Origin of the sequence: Aeromonas veronii bv. veronii (genome assembly GCF_000820225.1) — a bacterium.
GTDB lineage: Bacteria > Pseudomonadota > Gammaproteobacteria > Enterobacterales > Aeromonadaceae > Aeromonas > Aeromonas veronii.
In genome coordinates this window covers 551118-566372 of record NZ_CDDK01000018.1, presented here as the reverse complement: position 1 = coordinate 566372, position 15255 = coordinate 551118, and the positions used below count along the sequence as shown (strand labels likewise).

At 59.8% G+C, this 15255-nt stretch carries 14 protein-coding genes; 6 read left to right on the top strand and 8 right to left on the bottom strand.

The features are described from left to right. Together BN1139_RS08895 and BN1139_RS08890 are read left to right on the top strand one after the other, a co-directional pair. A partial coding sequence (locus BN1139_RS08895) for an efflux RND transporter permease subunit (protein ID WP_041980369.1) occupies nt 1-2219 on the top strand: 2219 nt, incomplete at its 5' end. A 44-nt stretch (nt 2220-2263) separates the two neighbouring features. Next, on the top strand, nt 2264-2617 hold the full coding sequence (locus BN1139_RS08890) for a copper-binding protein (protein WP_005353249.1): 354 nt from the start codon (nt 2264-2266) through the stop codon (nt 2615-2617). A gap of 119 nt (nt 2618-2736) precedes the next feature. Here the strand turns inward: BN1139_RS08890 and BN1139_RS08885 are convergent, their stop codons facing one another. The 5 genes from BN1139_RS08885 to BN1139_RS08865 all read right to left on the bottom strand — a co-directional run bounded on the left by BN1139_RS08885 (nt 2737) and on the right by BN1139_RS08865 (nt 7583). Further along, on the bottom strand, nt 2737-3654 hold the full coding sequence (locus BN1139_RS08885; RefSeq protein WP_005353250.1) for an ABC transporter substrate-binding protein: 918 nt from the start codon (nt 3652-3654) through the stop codon (nt 2737-2739). A gap of 85 nt (nt 3655-3739) precedes the next feature. Beyond that, nucleotides 3740-4543, bottom strand: coding sequence for an ABC transporter ATP-binding protein (locus tag BN1139_RS08880; protein ID WP_005353252.1), 804 nt, complete (start codon nt 4541-4543; stop codon nt 3740-3742). Next, nucleotides 4543-5580 (bottom strand): FecCD family ABC transporter permease, encoded by a 1038-nt coding sequence (locus BN1139_RS08875; protein ID WP_005353255.1) that lies wholly within the window; start codon nt 5578-5580, stop codon nt 4543-4545. The genes BN1139_RS08880 and BN1139_RS08875 overlap by 1 nt, the downstream gene beginning before the upstream one ends. A gap of 7 nt (nt 5581-5587) precedes the next feature. After that, nucleotides 5588-6604, bottom strand: coding sequence for a FecCD family ABC transporter permease (locus BN1139_RS08870; RefSeq protein ID WP_005353257.1), 1017 nt, complete (start codon nt 6602-6604; stop codon nt 5588-5590). 175 nt (nt 6605-6779) lie between these two features. After that, complete coding sequence (locus BN1139_RS08865; RefSeq protein WP_005353263.1) at nt 6780-7583, bottom strand: siderophore-interacting protein; 804 nt, start codon at nt 7581-7583, stop codon at nt 6780-6782. Nucleotides 7584-7907: 324 nt separating this feature from the next. Between BN1139_RS08865 and BN1139_RS08860 the strand changes: the two genes are divergently transcribed. Continuing rightward, the gene (locus tag BN1139_RS08860) at nt 7908-9425 is read left to right on the top strand and encodes an HD domain-containing phosphohydrolase (protein ID WP_005353264.1); all 1518 of its coding nucleotides are present in this window, start codon (nt 7908-7910) and stop codon (nt 9423-9425) included. 93 nt (nt 9426-9518) lie between these two features. Here the strand turns inward: BN1139_RS08860 and BN1139_RS08855 are convergent, their stop codons facing one another. Both BN1139_RS08855 and dnaQ read right to left on the bottom strand, forming a co-directional pair. Further along, nucleotides 9519-10784 carry a TIGR03503 family protein gene (locus BN1139_RS08855; protein WP_005353265.1) on the bottom strand — a complete coding sequence of 422 codons (1266 nt, stop codon included), beginning with the start codon at nt 10782-10784 and terminating at the stop codon, nt 9519-9521. Next, nucleotides 10781-11515 (bottom strand): DNA polymerase III subunit epsilon, encoded by a 735-nt coding sequence (dnaQ, locus tag BN1139_RS08850; protein ID WP_005353266.1) that lies wholly within the window; start codon nt 11513-11515, stop codon nt 10781-10783. Before dnaQ ends, BN1139_RS08855 begins: the two co-directional genes overlap by 4 nt. Nucleotides 11516-11594: 79 nt before the next feature. On the opposite strand from dnaQ, the gene rnhA reads away from it, so the two are divergent. Then, on the top strand, nt 11595-12059 hold the full coding sequence (gene rnhA / locus BN1139_RS08845; RefSeq protein WP_005353268.1) for a ribonuclease HI: 465 nt from the start codon (nt 11595-11597) through the stop codon (nt 12057-12059). On the opposite strand, the gene BN1139_RS08840 is transcribed toward rnhA, so the two are convergent. Continuing rightward, a complete protein-coding gene (locus BN1139_RS08840; protein WP_005353269.1) occupies nt 12047-12769 on the bottom strand; it encodes a methyltransferase domain-containing protein in 723 nt (240 codons plus the stop codon). The genes rnhA and BN1139_RS08840 overlap by 13 nt on opposite strands. 72 nt (nt 12770-12841) lie before the next feature. Between BN1139_RS08840 and gloB the strand changes: the two genes are divergently transcribed. Together gloB and BN1139_RS08830 are read left to right on the top strand one after the other, a co-directional pair. Next, entirely contained in the window at nt 12842-13606 is a 765-nt protein-coding gene (gene gloB / locus BN1139_RS08835; RefSeq protein ID WP_005337817.1) for a hydroxyacylglutathione hydrolase, read from the top strand. 70 nt (nt 13607-13676) lie between these two features. Beyond that, on the top strand, nt 13677-15230 hold the full coding sequence (locus tag BN1139_RS08830; RefSeq protein WP_005353270.1) for a lytic transglycosylase: 1554 nt from the start codon (nt 13677-13679) through the stop codon (nt 15228-15230). The last annotated feature ends 25 nt before the right edge of the window (nt 15231-15255 follow it).

Here is a 15255-nt window from a genome sequence, read left to right as displayed (position 1 = left end):
TCAAGGCGCGACTGGCGGAGCTGAAAAGCAGCCTGCCAGAGGGGGTGGAGATCGTCACCGTCTACGATCGCTCCGACCTTATCCAGCGTGCCATCGACAATCTCTCCGGCAAGCTGCTGGAGGAGTTTGCGGTGGTGGTGCTGGTCTGCCTCGCCTTCCTGTTCCACCTGCGCTCGTCGCTGGTGGTGGTCATCACCCTGCCCATCGCCATTCTGGTGGCCTTTATCGTGATGCACCTGCAGGGGATCAACGCCAACATCATGTCGCTCGGGGGCATCGCCATCGCCATCGGCGCCATGGTGGATGGCGCCATCGTGATGATCGAGAACGTCCACAAACACATGGAGCGGGAAGCGCTCACCGACAAGAACCGCTGGCGCATCATCACGGAGGCGAGCATAGAGGTGGGGCCCGCCATCTTCTTCTCCCTGCTCATCATCACCATCAGCTTTCTGCCGGTGTTCGCGCTGGAGGCGCAGGAGGGGCGGATGTTCCACCCCCTCGCCTTCACCAAGACCTACGCCATGGCCGCCGCTGCCGCGCTCGCCATCACGCTGGTGCCGGTGATCATGGGTTACTTCATCCGTGGCAAGGTGCTGGCGGAGCAGGCCAACCCGCTCAACCGTGGTTTAAGCCAGGCATATGTGCCACTGCTCAAAGCCGTCTTGGTCCGTCCGAAAACCACTCTGGCTGTCGCCGCCGTGGTGACGGTGGCGGGCTTCTGGCCGCTCAAGTACCTCGGCTCCGAGTTCATTCCGCCGCTCGATGAGGGGGACATCATGTATATGCCCACCACCGCAGCCAATATCTCGGTGGGCAAGGCGCGGGAGATCTTGCAGCAGACCGATAAACTCATTCGTACCGTGCCCGAGGTGCAGAACGTGTTCGGCAAGGCGGGGCGCGCCGAATCGGCCACCGACCCCGCCGATCTGGTGATGATGGAGACCAGCATCCAGCTCAAGCCCCGGGATCAGTGGCGCCTAGGCATGACCCCGGAGAAGCTCAAAGAGGAGCTCGACTCCCTCATCCGTTTCCCCGGCCTTACCAACGCCTGGGTGCCCCCCATCAAGACCCGCATCGACATGCTGGCTACCGGCATCAAGACCCCGGTCGGCATCAAGATAGCGGGGCCGGATCTCAAGGTGATCCAGCAGCTCGGCCAACAGCTTGAGCAAGTAGTCGGCAAGGTGGAGGGCGCCTCATCGGTCTACGCCGAGCGGGTGGCCGGTGGCCGCTATGTGAAGGTGGATATCGACCGGCTCAAAGCGGCCCGCTATGGCCTCAACATCGCCGATGTACAGGCGGTGCTCGCCACCGCAGTGGGCGGCATGGAGGTGGGCCAAACCATCGAAGGGCGCGAGCGCTACCCCATCAACCTGCGCTACCCCCAGAGCTATCGCGATTCTGTAGCCAGCTTGGAGCTGCTGCCGGTGGTCACTCCAAGTGGCGCTCGCATCGCGCTGGCGGATGTAGCCCGGGTCTACATCAGCGATGAAGCCCCCATGCTGCGCAGTGAAAACGCGCGGCTCAACGGCTGGGTCTACGTCGACATTCGCGGCCGCGACGTTGGCTCCTTTGTGGCAGAGGCCAAGGCCGAGGTGAACAAACAGCTGGTGCTGCCGGCGGGCTACGCCCTCACCTGGTCCGGCCAATACGAGTACATGGAGCGGGCCAAGGCCCGCCTCGCCTACGTAGTGCCATTAACCGTCGCCATTATCGTGCTGCTGCTCTATCTGGCGTTTCGCCGCGTTCAGGAGGTGTTGCTCATTCTCACCACCTTGCCGCTGGCGGTGGTGGGCGGGATCTGGACCCTCTGGCTGCTCGACTTCAACCTCTCGGTGGCGGTCGGGGTGGGCTTTATCGCTCTGGCGGGGGTGGCGGTGGAGACCGGCGTCTTGATGCTGGTCTACCTCAACCACGCCTGGGACGATCTCGTTGCCAGCGGCAAGCCGGACAAGGCGGGTCTGCATCGGGCGGTGATCCACGGCGCCGCCCTGCGCCTGCGTCCCAAGATGATGACGGTGGTCACCATCATCGCGGGCCTGTTGCCCATCATGTGGAGCCACGGCACCGGATCCGAAGTGATGCAACGCATCGCCGCCCCCATGATCGGCGGCATGGTGAGCGCGCTGGTGCTGACCCTGCTGGTGCTGCCAGCGGCCTATTACCTGTGGCGCAGTCGCAGCCTTGGCAAGAGCGCGAACCCGCAATCCGAATAACCCGATTTCACGATCCATATTGACTGAACGATGAGGAAACCATCATGAACTACAAGACGCTGACCCTGACATTGCTGCTTGGCCTTGCCACTCACACCAACCTGCAAGCCGAAGAGATGATGCACCATGAAGGGCACGAGATGAGCCAGACGGGTGGGATGAGCGAACAGGCAGAAATGATGATGACCAAGGGGATCATTACCCGCCTTGATGAGGGGAGTGGCAAGGTCGGCATCAAGCACGAGGCGATCGAGAATCTCAAGATGCCCGCCATGACCATGGTCTTTCGAGTGGCAGATCCGGCCCAGCTCAAAGGGCTCAAGGTGGGGGATGCCATCCACTTTCATGCCGAAAGCCAGAGCGGCAAGCTCACAGTGACAGCCATCCAGCCGCAATAAACGGCTCTGGCTCGCCGAAGAGGTCACGATAGACAGTGACAACGCAAGAGGGAGGCATCAGCCTCCCTCTTCTTTTGCTCAACCTGTTCGTTGGGTCAACCTCTGGCGCGCGATAGCACTCAGCTGCGGGTTGCCAGCAACTGCTCCACATCCTCGATCACCTTGAGGGCCGCCTGCGGGCCGCCGCTGGAGGTCCAGAGCGACCCGTCAACGGCACCAAAGCGCTTTGCCTTGATCACCGGCAGCTGCTGGAACGCCGGGGTCTGCTCCGCCTGACGCATGGCATCGACAGCATCACCGGTAGCGCTCAGGGTACCGATCACCAGCCAGTCGGCATCCAGCAAATTGAGGGACTCAAGACTCAGCGCCGGTGAGTGGGGTGCGCCACTACCCTGCTGCTTGCTTGGGCGTACCAGCCCCATCGACTCCACCACGCTGCTGGCAAAGGTGCCCTGATACATAAAGCTCGGCCCCTTGGGGTTCCAGCGCACTATGCTGATGCTCTCCCCCTGATGGTCTGCCAGCTTGCTGCGCGCCTCTGCCAGCCGCTCTTCATAACGCTTGAGGAAAGCCTCCCCCTCCTTGTCGCGGTTGAGGGTATGTGCGGTGCGACGGAACATATCCTGCCACGGCTCGCCCCACTTGCCGGTGACCACGGTCGGCGCGATTTCGCCCAGCAGGGTCAGCAGCTCGGGACGGGTCTGGCCGGTCAGGATAAGGTCGGGCTCCAGCGCAATCAGCGACTCCAGATTGGGGCTGTCGAGATCGCCGATCACCTTGATATCGCTGACCCCTTTCTCCAGCAGGTAACGTGGCATGGTGGGCTGGCCACGACCATTGACGGCACCGATGGGGGTCAGCCCCAGGGCCAGGGCGCTGTCGAGATCGAACTCGCTCAAGGTCACCACTCGCAGTGGTTTGACCGGCACCTGTACCTTCTGGCCAAACGCATCGGTCACTTCACGCATCTCCTGCGCCTGAACCAGCGGCGCGGCCAGCATCAGGATGGCTGTTGCCAGGGCGGCAAAACGCTTCATCATCTCACTCCTGTGTTGTGCTGCTTGCATGCAAGTCAGCGGTGGGAAGGTTCGCGAAACAGGCCGATGCCGGTTTCGCACAATCTCAACTGGCCGACCGCCATTGGCAGGCGTGCTCATGGCGGCGCGGCACGATAATCGGCGCCCCGTCGCCGGGGGCATGCAGAATGTCGACACTGGTCTGGTAGAGCCGGTCGATTAGATCCTTGGTCACCACCTCCCGGGCCGGGCCCATGGCAGCAATGGTCCCCTCGCCGATGGCGATCAGCTCGTCACAGTAGCGGGCCGCCATCGCCAAATCGTGGATCACCAGCAGCACGGTTTTGCCCTCGGCGGTGATGCGATGGATCGCCTCCATCACCTCGGTCTGGTGTCCGATATCGAGGGCACTGGTGGGCTCGTCGAGCAGCACCATGTCGCTGTCCTGCGCCAGGATCATCGCAAGCCACGCCCGCTGCGCCTGCCCGCCGGAGAGGGACGCTGCGCTCTGCTGCCAGATGCTTTCAAGCTGCATCCGCTCGCAGGCAATACGCACCATGCGGGCATCTTCCTCGCCCCACTGATTGAACCAGCCCTGATGGGGGTGGCGACCATACTGCACCAGCTGCTCCACCAGAATGCCGGCAGGCAGGGTCGGCCGCTGGGGCAGATAGGCGAGCCCCCGCGCCAGCCCCTTCATGGGGTAGCTGGCGAGCGGCTTGCCCTTAAGCAGGATCTCGCCGCGTTGGGCTTTCATCTGGCCGGATAACAGCTTGAGCAGGGTCGATTTGCCGCAACCGTTGGGGCCGACGATCCCCACCAGCTTGCCCCTCGGCACGCTGAAAGAGATGTCCCGCAAAATGGGGGTCTGCTGATAGGCGAAGTGGAGGCGATTTACGGTGAGCGTCATCAGTCAGCCCTCTGGCGATCGTTAACAAGAAGAAACAGCAGCAACAGGCCGCCGAGAATGCGGGTCATGATGCCGGTCGCCACCTCGTGGGGGCTGGCCAGCACCCGGACCAGGGTATCGCTGGCAAGCAGTAGCAGGGCGCCGCTAAGCGCCGCCAGCCAGAGCGGCACCACCCGGTCTTTCACCAGCCAGGAGGCAAGAATGGGGGCTGCCATGGCGATAAAGACCACGGGGCCGCCGATAGCGGTGCCGAGCGCCGCCACCAGAATGGCCTGCGCCAGAATGCCCAGTTGCACCCGATCGCCGTTGACGCCAAGTCCTCTGGCCATCTCGGGGCCAAAGCGCAGCACCGCCAGCGAGCGGGAGAGATAGACGATCCAGGGGCAGAGCAGCAGCAACAGGATGGCGATGGGGGTGATGGTGCTGTAACCCACGGCGATAAAGCTGCCCATATTCCACAGATAGAGGGAACTCAGGTGCAGCAGGGCCTGAGTGGACATCACGAACTGGCCGAGCGCCTCGAACAGCTCGGAGAGGCCGATACCTATCACCACGAACAGATAGCCCTGCTCACCCGGTTTGCGGCAGAGGGCATAGAGCACCAGCGCCGCGAAGATAGCGCCGATGGGGGCCGCCCACCAGGGCCAGCTGCCCACGGTCAGGTAGAGGGAGAATACGATGATGGCCAGAGAGGCGCCGTTGTTGACCCCCACCATGTCGGGTGTGGCCAGCCGGTTGCGAACCAGAGTCTGCACCAGACAGCCGGAGAGCCCCATGGCCGCCCCCGCCACCACGACCCCAAGGATGCGCGGCAGCCGGATCTTGAACAGGGTGAGCTGCTCAAGCCGCGTCCCCTCCCCCAGCAGGGTGTTGACCACCCCGACAAAGCCGAGCTTACCGCCGCCAACACTCAAGGCCAGCAGAGCCAGCGCCAGCAGCGCCATGGCCAGCAGAGCCAGCCAGCGCCAACTCGGCAGATGGATCAGCAAAGAGCGGTTGCCAGCCCGCAGGCAGAGCATATCGGTAGGTGTGCGCATCAGCCCCTCACTTGACGGTCAGCAGGGTACGAAAGCCCCCGCGATGAACGATGGCGATCAGCACAGGTGCACCGATCAGGGCCAGAATGACCCCGTTGGGCAACTCGAACGGCTGGATCAGCCAGCGCGCCAGAATGTCGGCCAACAGCAGAAACAGCATGCCGAACAGGGCGGAGAAACAGACCTGCACCGACAGCTTCACCGGCTCCACCAATCGGCCACAGTAGGCGGCCAGAAAGCCGACAAAGCCGATAGGGCCGGCGATGGCGATGGCACTGGCGGTAAACAGGGTGGCGGCCAGCAGCACGCCAATTCGCACCCGGTTTGGGCGGATCCCGAGCGCCTGGGCCTGACTGTCCCCCATCTGCATCAGGGTCAGCTGGCGACAGAGCAGCAAGGTGATGACAAACGCCGCCAGCACGAAGGGCAGCACGGCAATGATGGCATCGAGATTGGCCGCCGACAGGGAGCCTAATACCCAGAAACGGTATTGCTCCAGCACCATCTTGTTGGAAAACAGCAAGAAACTCGACAGACCACGAAATGTTGCCGAGAGGGCTACCCCGACCAGAATGAGCTTGAGAGGATTTGCGCTGCCAGTAATAGTGCTGAGTACCAGCACTATTACGTTGCCAAACAGAGCACCAAAACCAGCCCAAATCAGGTAACTGTAAGCTGATTCCGCTCCAAACCAGGTGATCCCCACCACCAGTGCAAATACGGCCCCTTCACTGACCCCCAGCAGGCCGGGCTCCGCCAGCGGGTTGCGGGTCGCGCTCTGCAACAAGGAGGCAGCCAGAGATAAAGAGGCGCCGACCACCATGGCGCAGAGGGTGCGCGGCAGTCGCAAGGTATTGAGCACCATGGCGAGCTTCTCGTCACTCGCCCAAGGCGCGTCACCCATCAGGTAGCCGAACACCTCGCGGGCACCATAAACACCCGCACCGGTGGCGAGCGAGAGGCAAAACAGCGTGCAGAGAAGGAACAATGCCAGCCAGAACAGAGGGGTCTGGTACTTAACCACCCTTTACGACTCCTTGCGTTGGGCCTGACAACATGCAGCCAAACCGACGTGAAAACAGGACGCTCTTGTGTCAACGGAAATAAAAACGCCGCCCGGACGAATACCCGGACGGCGCAATACTAAATGCAAATCATTTTTATTTGCAAGGGTGAATCAGGTATTCTTTCGCATCCGCTTAATTATCCATCACATCGTGACGGGTCTGGTGATAGGCCTCTTCACTCTTGCCCCGGCGCCAGTACGGCACGGCGTAGAGTGACTGACGATCCACCTCGAGCACGGAACGAAAATGGCGGCGCAGCGGCAGCACCAGCGCCTCTTCCCCACCCAGCCAGAAGAAGCCACCATCGCGCACCAGCGGCAGAGCAATCACATGCTCCAGCAGGCCGCTGGACTCGGGCTCGCCGACAAACCAGTGACAGCGCACCCCGACCGGCAGCGTCAACGGCTGAGCATCGGCCTGATCCGGCACCAGAATCGCAATTTCCCCTCTGGCATCGGCAGGCATCACCTCACACATCGCCATGATGGCGGGCAAGGCGGTGAGATCCCCCACCAAGCAGTAGTGATCGGCCGATTGCAGCATGGGGTTGGGACCACCCGGCCCGGAGAGGATCACCTTCTCTCCCGGCTTGGCATGGGTAGCAAAGGCGCTGGCGGGCCCGCCGTCACCGTGCAGCACGAAGTCGATATCAATTTCCTGCTCATCACGGCGAAACGCGCGGATGGTGTAGGTGCGGATCACCGGCTTGTCAGCCGGGTCACTCCAGCGCGGGCCGCTCGGGGTCATGGCAGGCAGCACCGGCTCTACCTGATGGGGCTGGGCCAGCATCACCTTGATATGGGCCCCACCGCAGGTAAAGGGATAGTCAGCCAACTCGCTGCCACCAAAGGTGATGCGACGCAAATGGGGGGTGATCTGGGTGATGGCTTTGACAGTCAGCAGACGGGGACGATTGGGAGGCAGAGATGGGGACACGATGGGGCTCCTCGTTGAGTGTGTCGCCCATGCTACACGCAAATAGGAATTACTATCAAATAAGATTATTTCTCGTCTAATAGCTACAAGCTGGATTCAAACATCCCCAACCACTGGCGTCCACCCCCCAATCCAGACATAGGCTTTATGCACGCTAGCTCCATGATTGGGCAAAGAAAGCAGCCGGACAACGCCATAGTTACAAAGGGTTCCATTTGCTTATTTCGACCATAGTTTTTCGAGATCAAATTTTATTTCCCAATAAGTTTCCTATCCTTAGTGAAGCAGTTAATGTAAGCACAGGATGCCAAACAGGATTGTATGATGGATGACCAGATCCTGATTATTGATGATGACGATCTCTCCCTCCCCGACGCACAGCAAGCGGGCTGGAAGGTGATGATTGTTGACGATGAGCCTGAAGTGCATCGCATCACCAAAATCACCTTGAACAAATTCGAGTTTGACAATCGCCCCATCGATTTTCTGCATGCCTATTCCGCGGCACAGGCCAAAGAGTTGCTGGCCACCACCCCGGACGTTGCCCTGTTGCTGCTGGACGTGGTGATGGAGGTCGACCACGCCGGCCTCGATGTCGTCAAATACGTCCGTGAAGATCTGCAAAACAAGATGGTACGCATCGTGCTGCGTACCGGCCAACCCGGCCAGGCGCCGGAAGATGACGTCGTCACCAACTACGACATCAACGACTACAAGGATAAAACCGAGCTCACCTCCCAGAAGCTGCGCACCCTGCTGCGGGCCAGCCTGCGCTCATATCGGGATATCCGCACCCTGGAGAGTAACCGTCAGGGGCTGGAAAAAGTCATCGAAGCCTCCAAGGGGATCTTTGAGAAACGGGCCCTGCGCCAGTTTGTCGAAGGCGCCCAGGAGCAGCTCAGCGCCCTGCTCCATCTGGGGGAAACCCAGATATACGACGTCAAGCAATACGCCTATGAGGTGAAGGATCAAATATTGGAGCCCCTGCTCCCCGGCCATCCCGCCATGCTCCTCACGGACGCGCCGGAGATCCTGCGCCAGGCTATGAGCAAGCGCAGCAACGTCTATAACGCCACCCAGATGGTGCTCTACTGCCAGAATCCGCGCCACCACCTGCTATTCCACATCGAGACCACCCGCCAGCTCAGCCAGATCGATACCAGTCTGCTGACGCTGTTTACCGAAAACATCATAGTGGCGCTGGAGAATATCCGGCTCAATGAGGTGATCGCCGACAACCAGCGGGAGATCATCTATCGCATCGGCGAACTGGTCGAAACCCGTTCAAAAGAGTCAGGACTGCACGTCAAACGAGTCGCGCTCTATACCGAACAGTTCTGCCACCTGATGGGCATGAGCGAAGAGCAGAGCGAGCTGGTGAAACGTGCCTCGCCGCTCCATGATATTGGCAAGGTGGGAATTCCCGATGCCATCTTGCACAAGCCGGGCAAGCTGACAGCGGAGGAGTGGGAGATCATGAAAACCCACGCCCAGCTCGGGCAGGATATGCTCTCCGGCAGCGATCTGGCGCTGTTCCAGATTGGTGCCACCATCGCTGGCAATCACCATGAGAAGTGGAATGGCAGTGGCTATCCCCGCGGTCTGAAAGGGACGGATATTCCGCTGGAGGGGCGGATTGTGGCGCTGGCTGACGTGTTCGATGCCCTGGGTTCGGATCGCTGCTACAAGAAGGCGTGGCCGCTGGACAAGGTGCTGGCCCTGATTGAAGAGGAGAAGGGGCAGCATTTCGACCCCCAGCTGGTCGAGCTGATGATGGCCAATCTGGACAAGTTCCTCGAGATCCGCGAGCAGAACAAGGATGTCTATATCGGCGAACACTGATAGCCAGCTTGTTCTGTTTATGAACTAAAAAAAACCGCCCTGCTTATCAGGGCGGTTTGCTATATCTGGCATCACGCCACTTCAGCACGAGGGTTACTGCTCTGGCAGATTGAGATCCAGCTTGGCAGCAGGTTGTCCGGCTTGCTGATTCTCGGCCTGCGCAGCGGCCAGAGCACGCTTCAGGGCACGCCGTTTTTGTATCACAACAAACCCGACCCCACCCAATACTGCCAGCAGCACACCACCACCCGCCAATGCCCAGATCAGCCAGCCCATTTCCTCCTCTGCCGGAGCTTCATGGGTCGCCTCGGCACTGGAGGCCGGTGCAGCGGCCGACACCACCTCTACAGGAGGCGGCGGTGGCGGGAAGACATTAAAGGTTTTCACCGGCAACTCGATTTTCAGCTCACGGCCGAGGCGAGTGGTGCCATAGAGAGTTGCTTTCACCTCATGCTGACCGACCTCCTTGATGTTGGAGAGATCGATATCAAGCTTGGGGTCACTGGCGGTCTCGCTGAACTCGTAGAGGCCGCCCACATTGCTGGTCACACTCCCCTTGACCACCACGGAAGCGGGATCCAGCTCATCACGGTCGATTAGCAGTGAGAGCTTGGCACCCAGCTCATCCGAAGGCGGCGACAAGTTATAGCTGAACGGATAGGGGTAAAGCAGCACATCCTGATAACGGGCACGGACAAACACCTGATTGCCCGTGCTGAACATTGCGCGGTACTTGCCACCGGGAATATCCTGCAGCGTCACTTCCGCCGTCATGATGCCATCGCCTGGCACCTCATCTAGCCCCTTGCCATCATCGCGATAGTGGCCAAGTACTTGATCCAGCACGACCTCTTTCTTATCGGCATCGCTGAACGATTGCAGCTTGACGGTCATGCCAAGATCAGAGAGATAGTATTTATCTTTCGGCGGCTTACCATTGATCAGCAACCACGCCTTGAGCTTGACCACCTCCCCCTGATAGAGCTGCATCGGCAGGGCAGCGATATCGAGCCGGATATCGGAGAGAATGCGCACCCGGTTGTCGGGATCCACCTCGCCAATCGCCTGCCAGGGGCCCGGCATGGGATTGCGCAGGGTAATGAGATCATGCTCCGGCAGCGCCAGCCAACCCACATCTGCGGGTTTGACCTTGCCCACGTAAAGCTTGCTGCCATCGGGGCGAACCAGGATCACGGACGGGGTGCCCGGCTTGCGCTTGATGATGAAGGTGATCTCCTTCACGCCGTAATCGATGCGAAAGCGGTTATCCAGCAGCGGAATATCGGAAGGGGCAAATACCTCGGTCGCCGCCGCCCCCAGCGAGAGCAACAACAGCAGACCGGCACACCACTTGCTCATTGCCGCCACAGACAACTTCCTCCCTTCTTCTGTACCAGATCCAGTCTCGCTTCGTGCAGGGCCTGAACCTCGGCACAGGCACGCACCACCTTGATGGCGGGTCGGTTGCTCTCCAACCGGCGAATGCTGGTGTCCTGATTGTTTTCGTTTTCGTTGCTCTCGGTGGCCAGATTGAGTTTGGTCTGACCACCGGTCATCAACAGATAGACGTCAGCCAGGATCTCCGCATCGAGCAGAGCCCCGTGCAGGGTACGGTGGGAGTTGTCGATACCGTAACGATCGCACAGCACATCCAGGTTGTTGCGCTTGCCGGGGAAGAGATCCCGCGCCATCGCCAGGGTATCTGTGATGGTGCAGATATCCGCCGTCTTGAAGTTGAGTCCGAGCTTGCTGAACTCGTAGTCCATGAAGCTCACGTCAAACGGTGCGTTGTGGGCTATCAGTTCGGCGCCGCGGATGAACTCGAGGAATTCATCGGCAATCTGGCTGAACGACGGTTTGTCACGCAGGAACTCGTCGGTGATACCGTGCACCTGGATCGCTTCCGGGTCGACCAGACGATCAGGCTTGATATAGACGTGATAGTGGTTACCGGTCAGCTTGCGGTTGATCACCTCCACACAGCCGATTTCGATAATGCGGTGCCCCAGATAGACAGGGCCGCCCGCCGTATTCATACCTGTGGTTTCAGTATCCAGAATGATCTGGCGATTCAGTTGGGGTGTGTTCATGATCCAATCTATGTCAAACTTCGGCTTTACTTACTCGCTAGTTTACCCCAAGCCTCATGTTAAAACAGATTGATTGCTCATGTTAAAACAGATTGATGTCTATACCGACGGCTCCTGCCTCGGCAATCCGGGCCCGGGTGGTTACGGGGCCGTCATGGTCTACGGCAAGCACCGCAAAGAGATTTCCGCCGGATTCAAGTTGACCACCAATAACCGGATGGAGCTGATGGCCGCCATCATGGGGCTGCGCACCCTCAACGAACCGTGCAAGGTACGCCTCACCACCGACAGCCAGTATGTCCGCCAGGGGATCACCCAGTGGATCATCGGCTGGAAGAAGAAAGGGTGGATGACCGCCAACCGCCAACCGGTCAAGAACGTCGATCTCTGGAAGGAGCTGGATGCGGAAGTGGGTCGCCACCAGATTGAGTGGCTCTGGGTGAAGGGTCACTCCGGCCATCCGGAGAACGAACGGTGCGACGAGCTGGCCAGAGAGGCCGCCTGCGGCAAGGATCTGGCCGAAGATACCGGCTACCAGCCCTGACGGGCCATTCCCGGTGTGGCGAGGGACTTTGGCAGTTGCCAGCGCCGCCGCACCGGGATCAGTGGAAAGCGCCGTTTACGGGCTGCAATCACGTATACCGATGCAAATGCCCTGCAATAATCCCGCCCGATACTCTCTCGCCACCAACTGTGCCAACTCTGTTTTCCCATAAACGAATAACCAAAGCGCTCGTCGAACATCACCTCGCATCCCAATAGATGCAGCCAGTCCGTCACCCGCCCCGGGGTGAACATCCGTGCTGACCAGGGCATTCTGCGCCGCAAGAACGGCACACAGTGACCGATCCCGACCAGACTCATGGGGTTATAGCCACTGATGATCAGCCAGCCATCATCGGTCAGCACTCTTTCGGCTTCGCGCAACACTTGGTGGGGATCGGCGGAGAAATCGAGGCAGTGAGCCAGTAGGCAGGCATCGACGCTGCCGGTCCGCACTGGCAGATCGAGGGGATCGCCATACATGTCGAGCAACCGCCCGCCGGGGGCGACCCCGACCTGGTGACGAATGGAGGAGCGTTTGCAGGAGAGTTCGGCGCTCAGGGCGCCAATTTTCAGCAGATGATACCCAAACAGATTGGGGCACCAGTTGTCGAGCCGATCCTGGATCTCGGCCGCCACCCAGTCCCCCATAGGCAATGCAGACCAGCTGGTCGGGATCTCGATTTGTTGTTCGGTACGTGCCACCTGCATAATAGGGCTCAACTCGGGGTTTCGAACGCCATCCTGTTATATAAGATACCCTCCCTAAAGAGAAGCAGACTCATGTATCCAGTGATCACAGTTCCAGCCTTTAATGACAACTACATCTGGTTGATCCGCCACGAAAATCACTGTCTGGTGGTCGATCCGGGCGATGCCGCCCCCGTGCTGGAGCGGCTCGAGGCATTGGGGCTGGTGCTCGATGCCATCCTGCTGACCCATCACCATCACGACCATGTCGGGGGCGTCACCGACCTGCTTGCCCACTTCCCCCACGCCCGGCTCTATGGCCCCAAACTTGACCCGATGCCGGATCACCACGGTCAGTGGCTGGAAGATGGCGATCAGATCAACTGGCACGGCCTCGCCCTCGAAGTGATCCATGTGCCCGGGCACACTCGCGGCCACATCGCCTACCACGGTAACGGCATGCTGTTTTGTGGCGATACCCTCTTCTCGGCCGGCTGTGGCCGCCTCTTTGAAGGGACGCCGGAGCAGATGTACCACTCGCTGCAACGACTCGCCGCCCTGCCCGATGAGACACTCATTTATTGTGCCCACGAGTACACCCTCTCCAACCTGCGTTTTGCCTATGCGGTCGAGCCGGACAACCCGGCGATCCGCCGCCAGATCGGGCTGATCAGCAAACTGCGGCAACAAGGGCTGCCAAGCCTGCCAACCCGGCTGGGTGACGAACGCACTTTCAACATTTTTCTGCGCTGCGAACAGGATTCAGTGAAATTTTCTGCTGAAAAGCATGGGCTAAAATGCGTGGAAAATCCGGTAGATACCTTCACCATCCTGCGTCAGTGGAAGGACGTTTTTTGAACAAACCTTGATCAGGGGGCCATTGCCCCTTATGATGCGAGCTGTTTTTCCTAAAAATGACCGGAACGAGATGAAGGTACGAACGGCCTTATTGGCAGCGCTGTTGCTCAGCGGCTGCCAAAACCTGAGCCATCAGGATGACCGGGCGCTAACGGCAATCGAGCCGATCAAGTCCCCCCAGGTCAAGAAAAAAGCGCATAAAAAACACTCTTCCCATTTCCTGTTTGGCGATGAACAGCTGGACGAAATGGAAGAGACGGACAATCTGTGGGTGCGTATCAGCGATGATATGCAACTGGAAACTCCGGACAACCCGCGCATCCGCCAGCAACGTGAGTGGCTGTTGCGCAATGATAAGCATCTGGCGACCATTGCCAGCCGGGCTGAACCCTACCTCTATCTGATGGTAGAGGAGATTGAACGGCGTGAGCTGCCAATGGAGCTTATTACTGTCCCGATGATCGAGAGCATGTTTGATCCTCATGCCCGATCCCGCAGCAATGCCGTCGGACTCTGGCAGTTTGTGCCAGCGACAGGCAGAAACTTCGGTCTGCGCCACGACAACTGGTATGACGGACGGCGCGATGTGCTGGCCTCCACCAATGCGGCGCTCGACTATCTGGAATACCTGAACCGCTTCTTTGACGGTGACTGGCTGCAAACGCTGGCCGCCTACAATGCCGGTGAAGGACGGGTGCGCAACGCCATCCAGCGTAACCAGCGCGCAGGCAAGCCGACCGACTACTGGTCGCTCGATCTGCCGCGCGAAACCCGGATGTATGTGCCCAAGATCCTCGCCATGGCTGACATGATCAGCAATGCGGACAAGTACAATATCCAGTTGCCGGTGCTCGCCAACGAGCCGAAGCTGCGAGTGGTGGAGACCGGCAGCCAGATCGATCTGAACGTGGCCGCCCAACTGGCAGGTCTGCGCACGTCACAGCTCAAGGAGGTCAATCCGGCCCTGAGCCGTGGTGTGATGTCGCCCCGTGGCCCTTACCGCCTGCTGGTACCGGTAGAATATGCCGATACCCTGGAGCTGGCACTGGCCGATCTGCCCAAGAGCGAGCGTATTCGTACCCGCTCCTATCAGGTCACCAGTGGCGATACCCTGTCGCGCATCGCCCAGAATCATGGCGTCAGCGTGAACGAGCTGAAGCTGGCCAACAATCTGCGCAGCAACAACCTGCGTCGCGGTCAGCAACTGGTGATCCCGACCCACGGTCAGGTCAGCAGCAAGGCCAGCTCCGCCAGCAAACCGCAACAGCTGGCAAGCCGTGGCAGCAGCCAGAAGGCCAAGGTCAGTTACAAGGTGCGCTCGGGTGACAACCTGTGGAGCATCAGCCAGGCACACGGCGTCTCCCACGAAGAGCTCGCCAAGTGGAATGGTCTGAATGCCAAGTCGGCGCTCAAGCCAGGCATGAAGCTGGTGGTCTATCCCAAGCAAGGGAAGAAGAGCGACAAATCGATGGTGTATCAGGTTCGCCGTGGCGACTCCATCTCCTCCATCGCGGCTCGCTTCCAGGTGGCCATCAACGATGTGATGCGCTGGAATCAGCTGGATAAAGGGGATTACCTCAAGCCTGGTCAGGAGCTGACCCTGTTTGTGAAGAACAACAGCTAAGCCTCACCGCTTGAACCCGATAAAA

Excerpts from the sequence above, each read along its gene's own strand:
- BN1139_RS08890 (WP_005353249.1), top strand. The coding sequence starts at position 2,264 with ATGAACTACAAGACGCTGACCCTGACATTGCTGCTTGGCCTTGCCACT.
- BN1139_RS08885 (WP_005353250.1), bottom strand. The coding sequence starts at position 3,654 with ATGAAGCGTTTTGCCGCCCTGGCAACAGCCATCCTGATGCTGGCCGCG.
- BN1139_RS08880 (WP_005353252.1), bottom strand. The coding sequence starts at position 4,543 with ATGACGCTCACCGTAAATCGCCTCCACTTCGCCTATCAGCAGACCCCC.
- BN1139_RS08875 (WP_005353255.1), bottom strand. The coding sequence starts at position 5,580 with ATGCGCACACCTACCGATATGCTCTGCCTGCGGGCTGGCAACCGCTCT.
- BN1139_RS08860 (WP_005353264.1), top strand. The coding sequence starts at position 7,908 with ATGGATGACCAGATCCTGATTATTGATGATGACGATCTCTCCCTCCCC.
- BN1139_RS08855 (WP_005353265.1), bottom strand. The coding sequence starts at position 10,784 with ATGAGCAAGTGGTGTGCCGGTCTGCTGTTGTTGCTCTCGCTGGGGGCG.
- dnaQ (WP_005353266.1), bottom strand. The coding sequence starts at position 11,515 with ATGAACACACCCCAACTGAATCGCCAGATCATTCTGGATACTGAAACC.
- rnhA (WP_005353268.1), top strand. The coding sequence starts at position 11,595 with ATGTTAAAACAGATTGATGTCTATACCGACGGCTCCTGCCTCGGCAAT.
- BN1139_RS08840 (WP_005353269.1), bottom strand. The coding sequence starts at position 12,769 with ATGCAGGTGGCACGTACCGAACAACAAATCGAGATCCCGACCAGCTGG.
- gloB (WP_005337817.1), top strand. The coding sequence starts at position 12,842 with ATGTATCCAGTGATCACAGTTCCAGCCTTTAATGACAACTACATCTGG.
- BN1139_RS08830 (WP_005353270.1), top strand. The coding sequence starts at position 13,677 with ATGAAGGTACGAACGGCCTTATTGGCAGCGCTGTTGCTCAGCGGCTGC.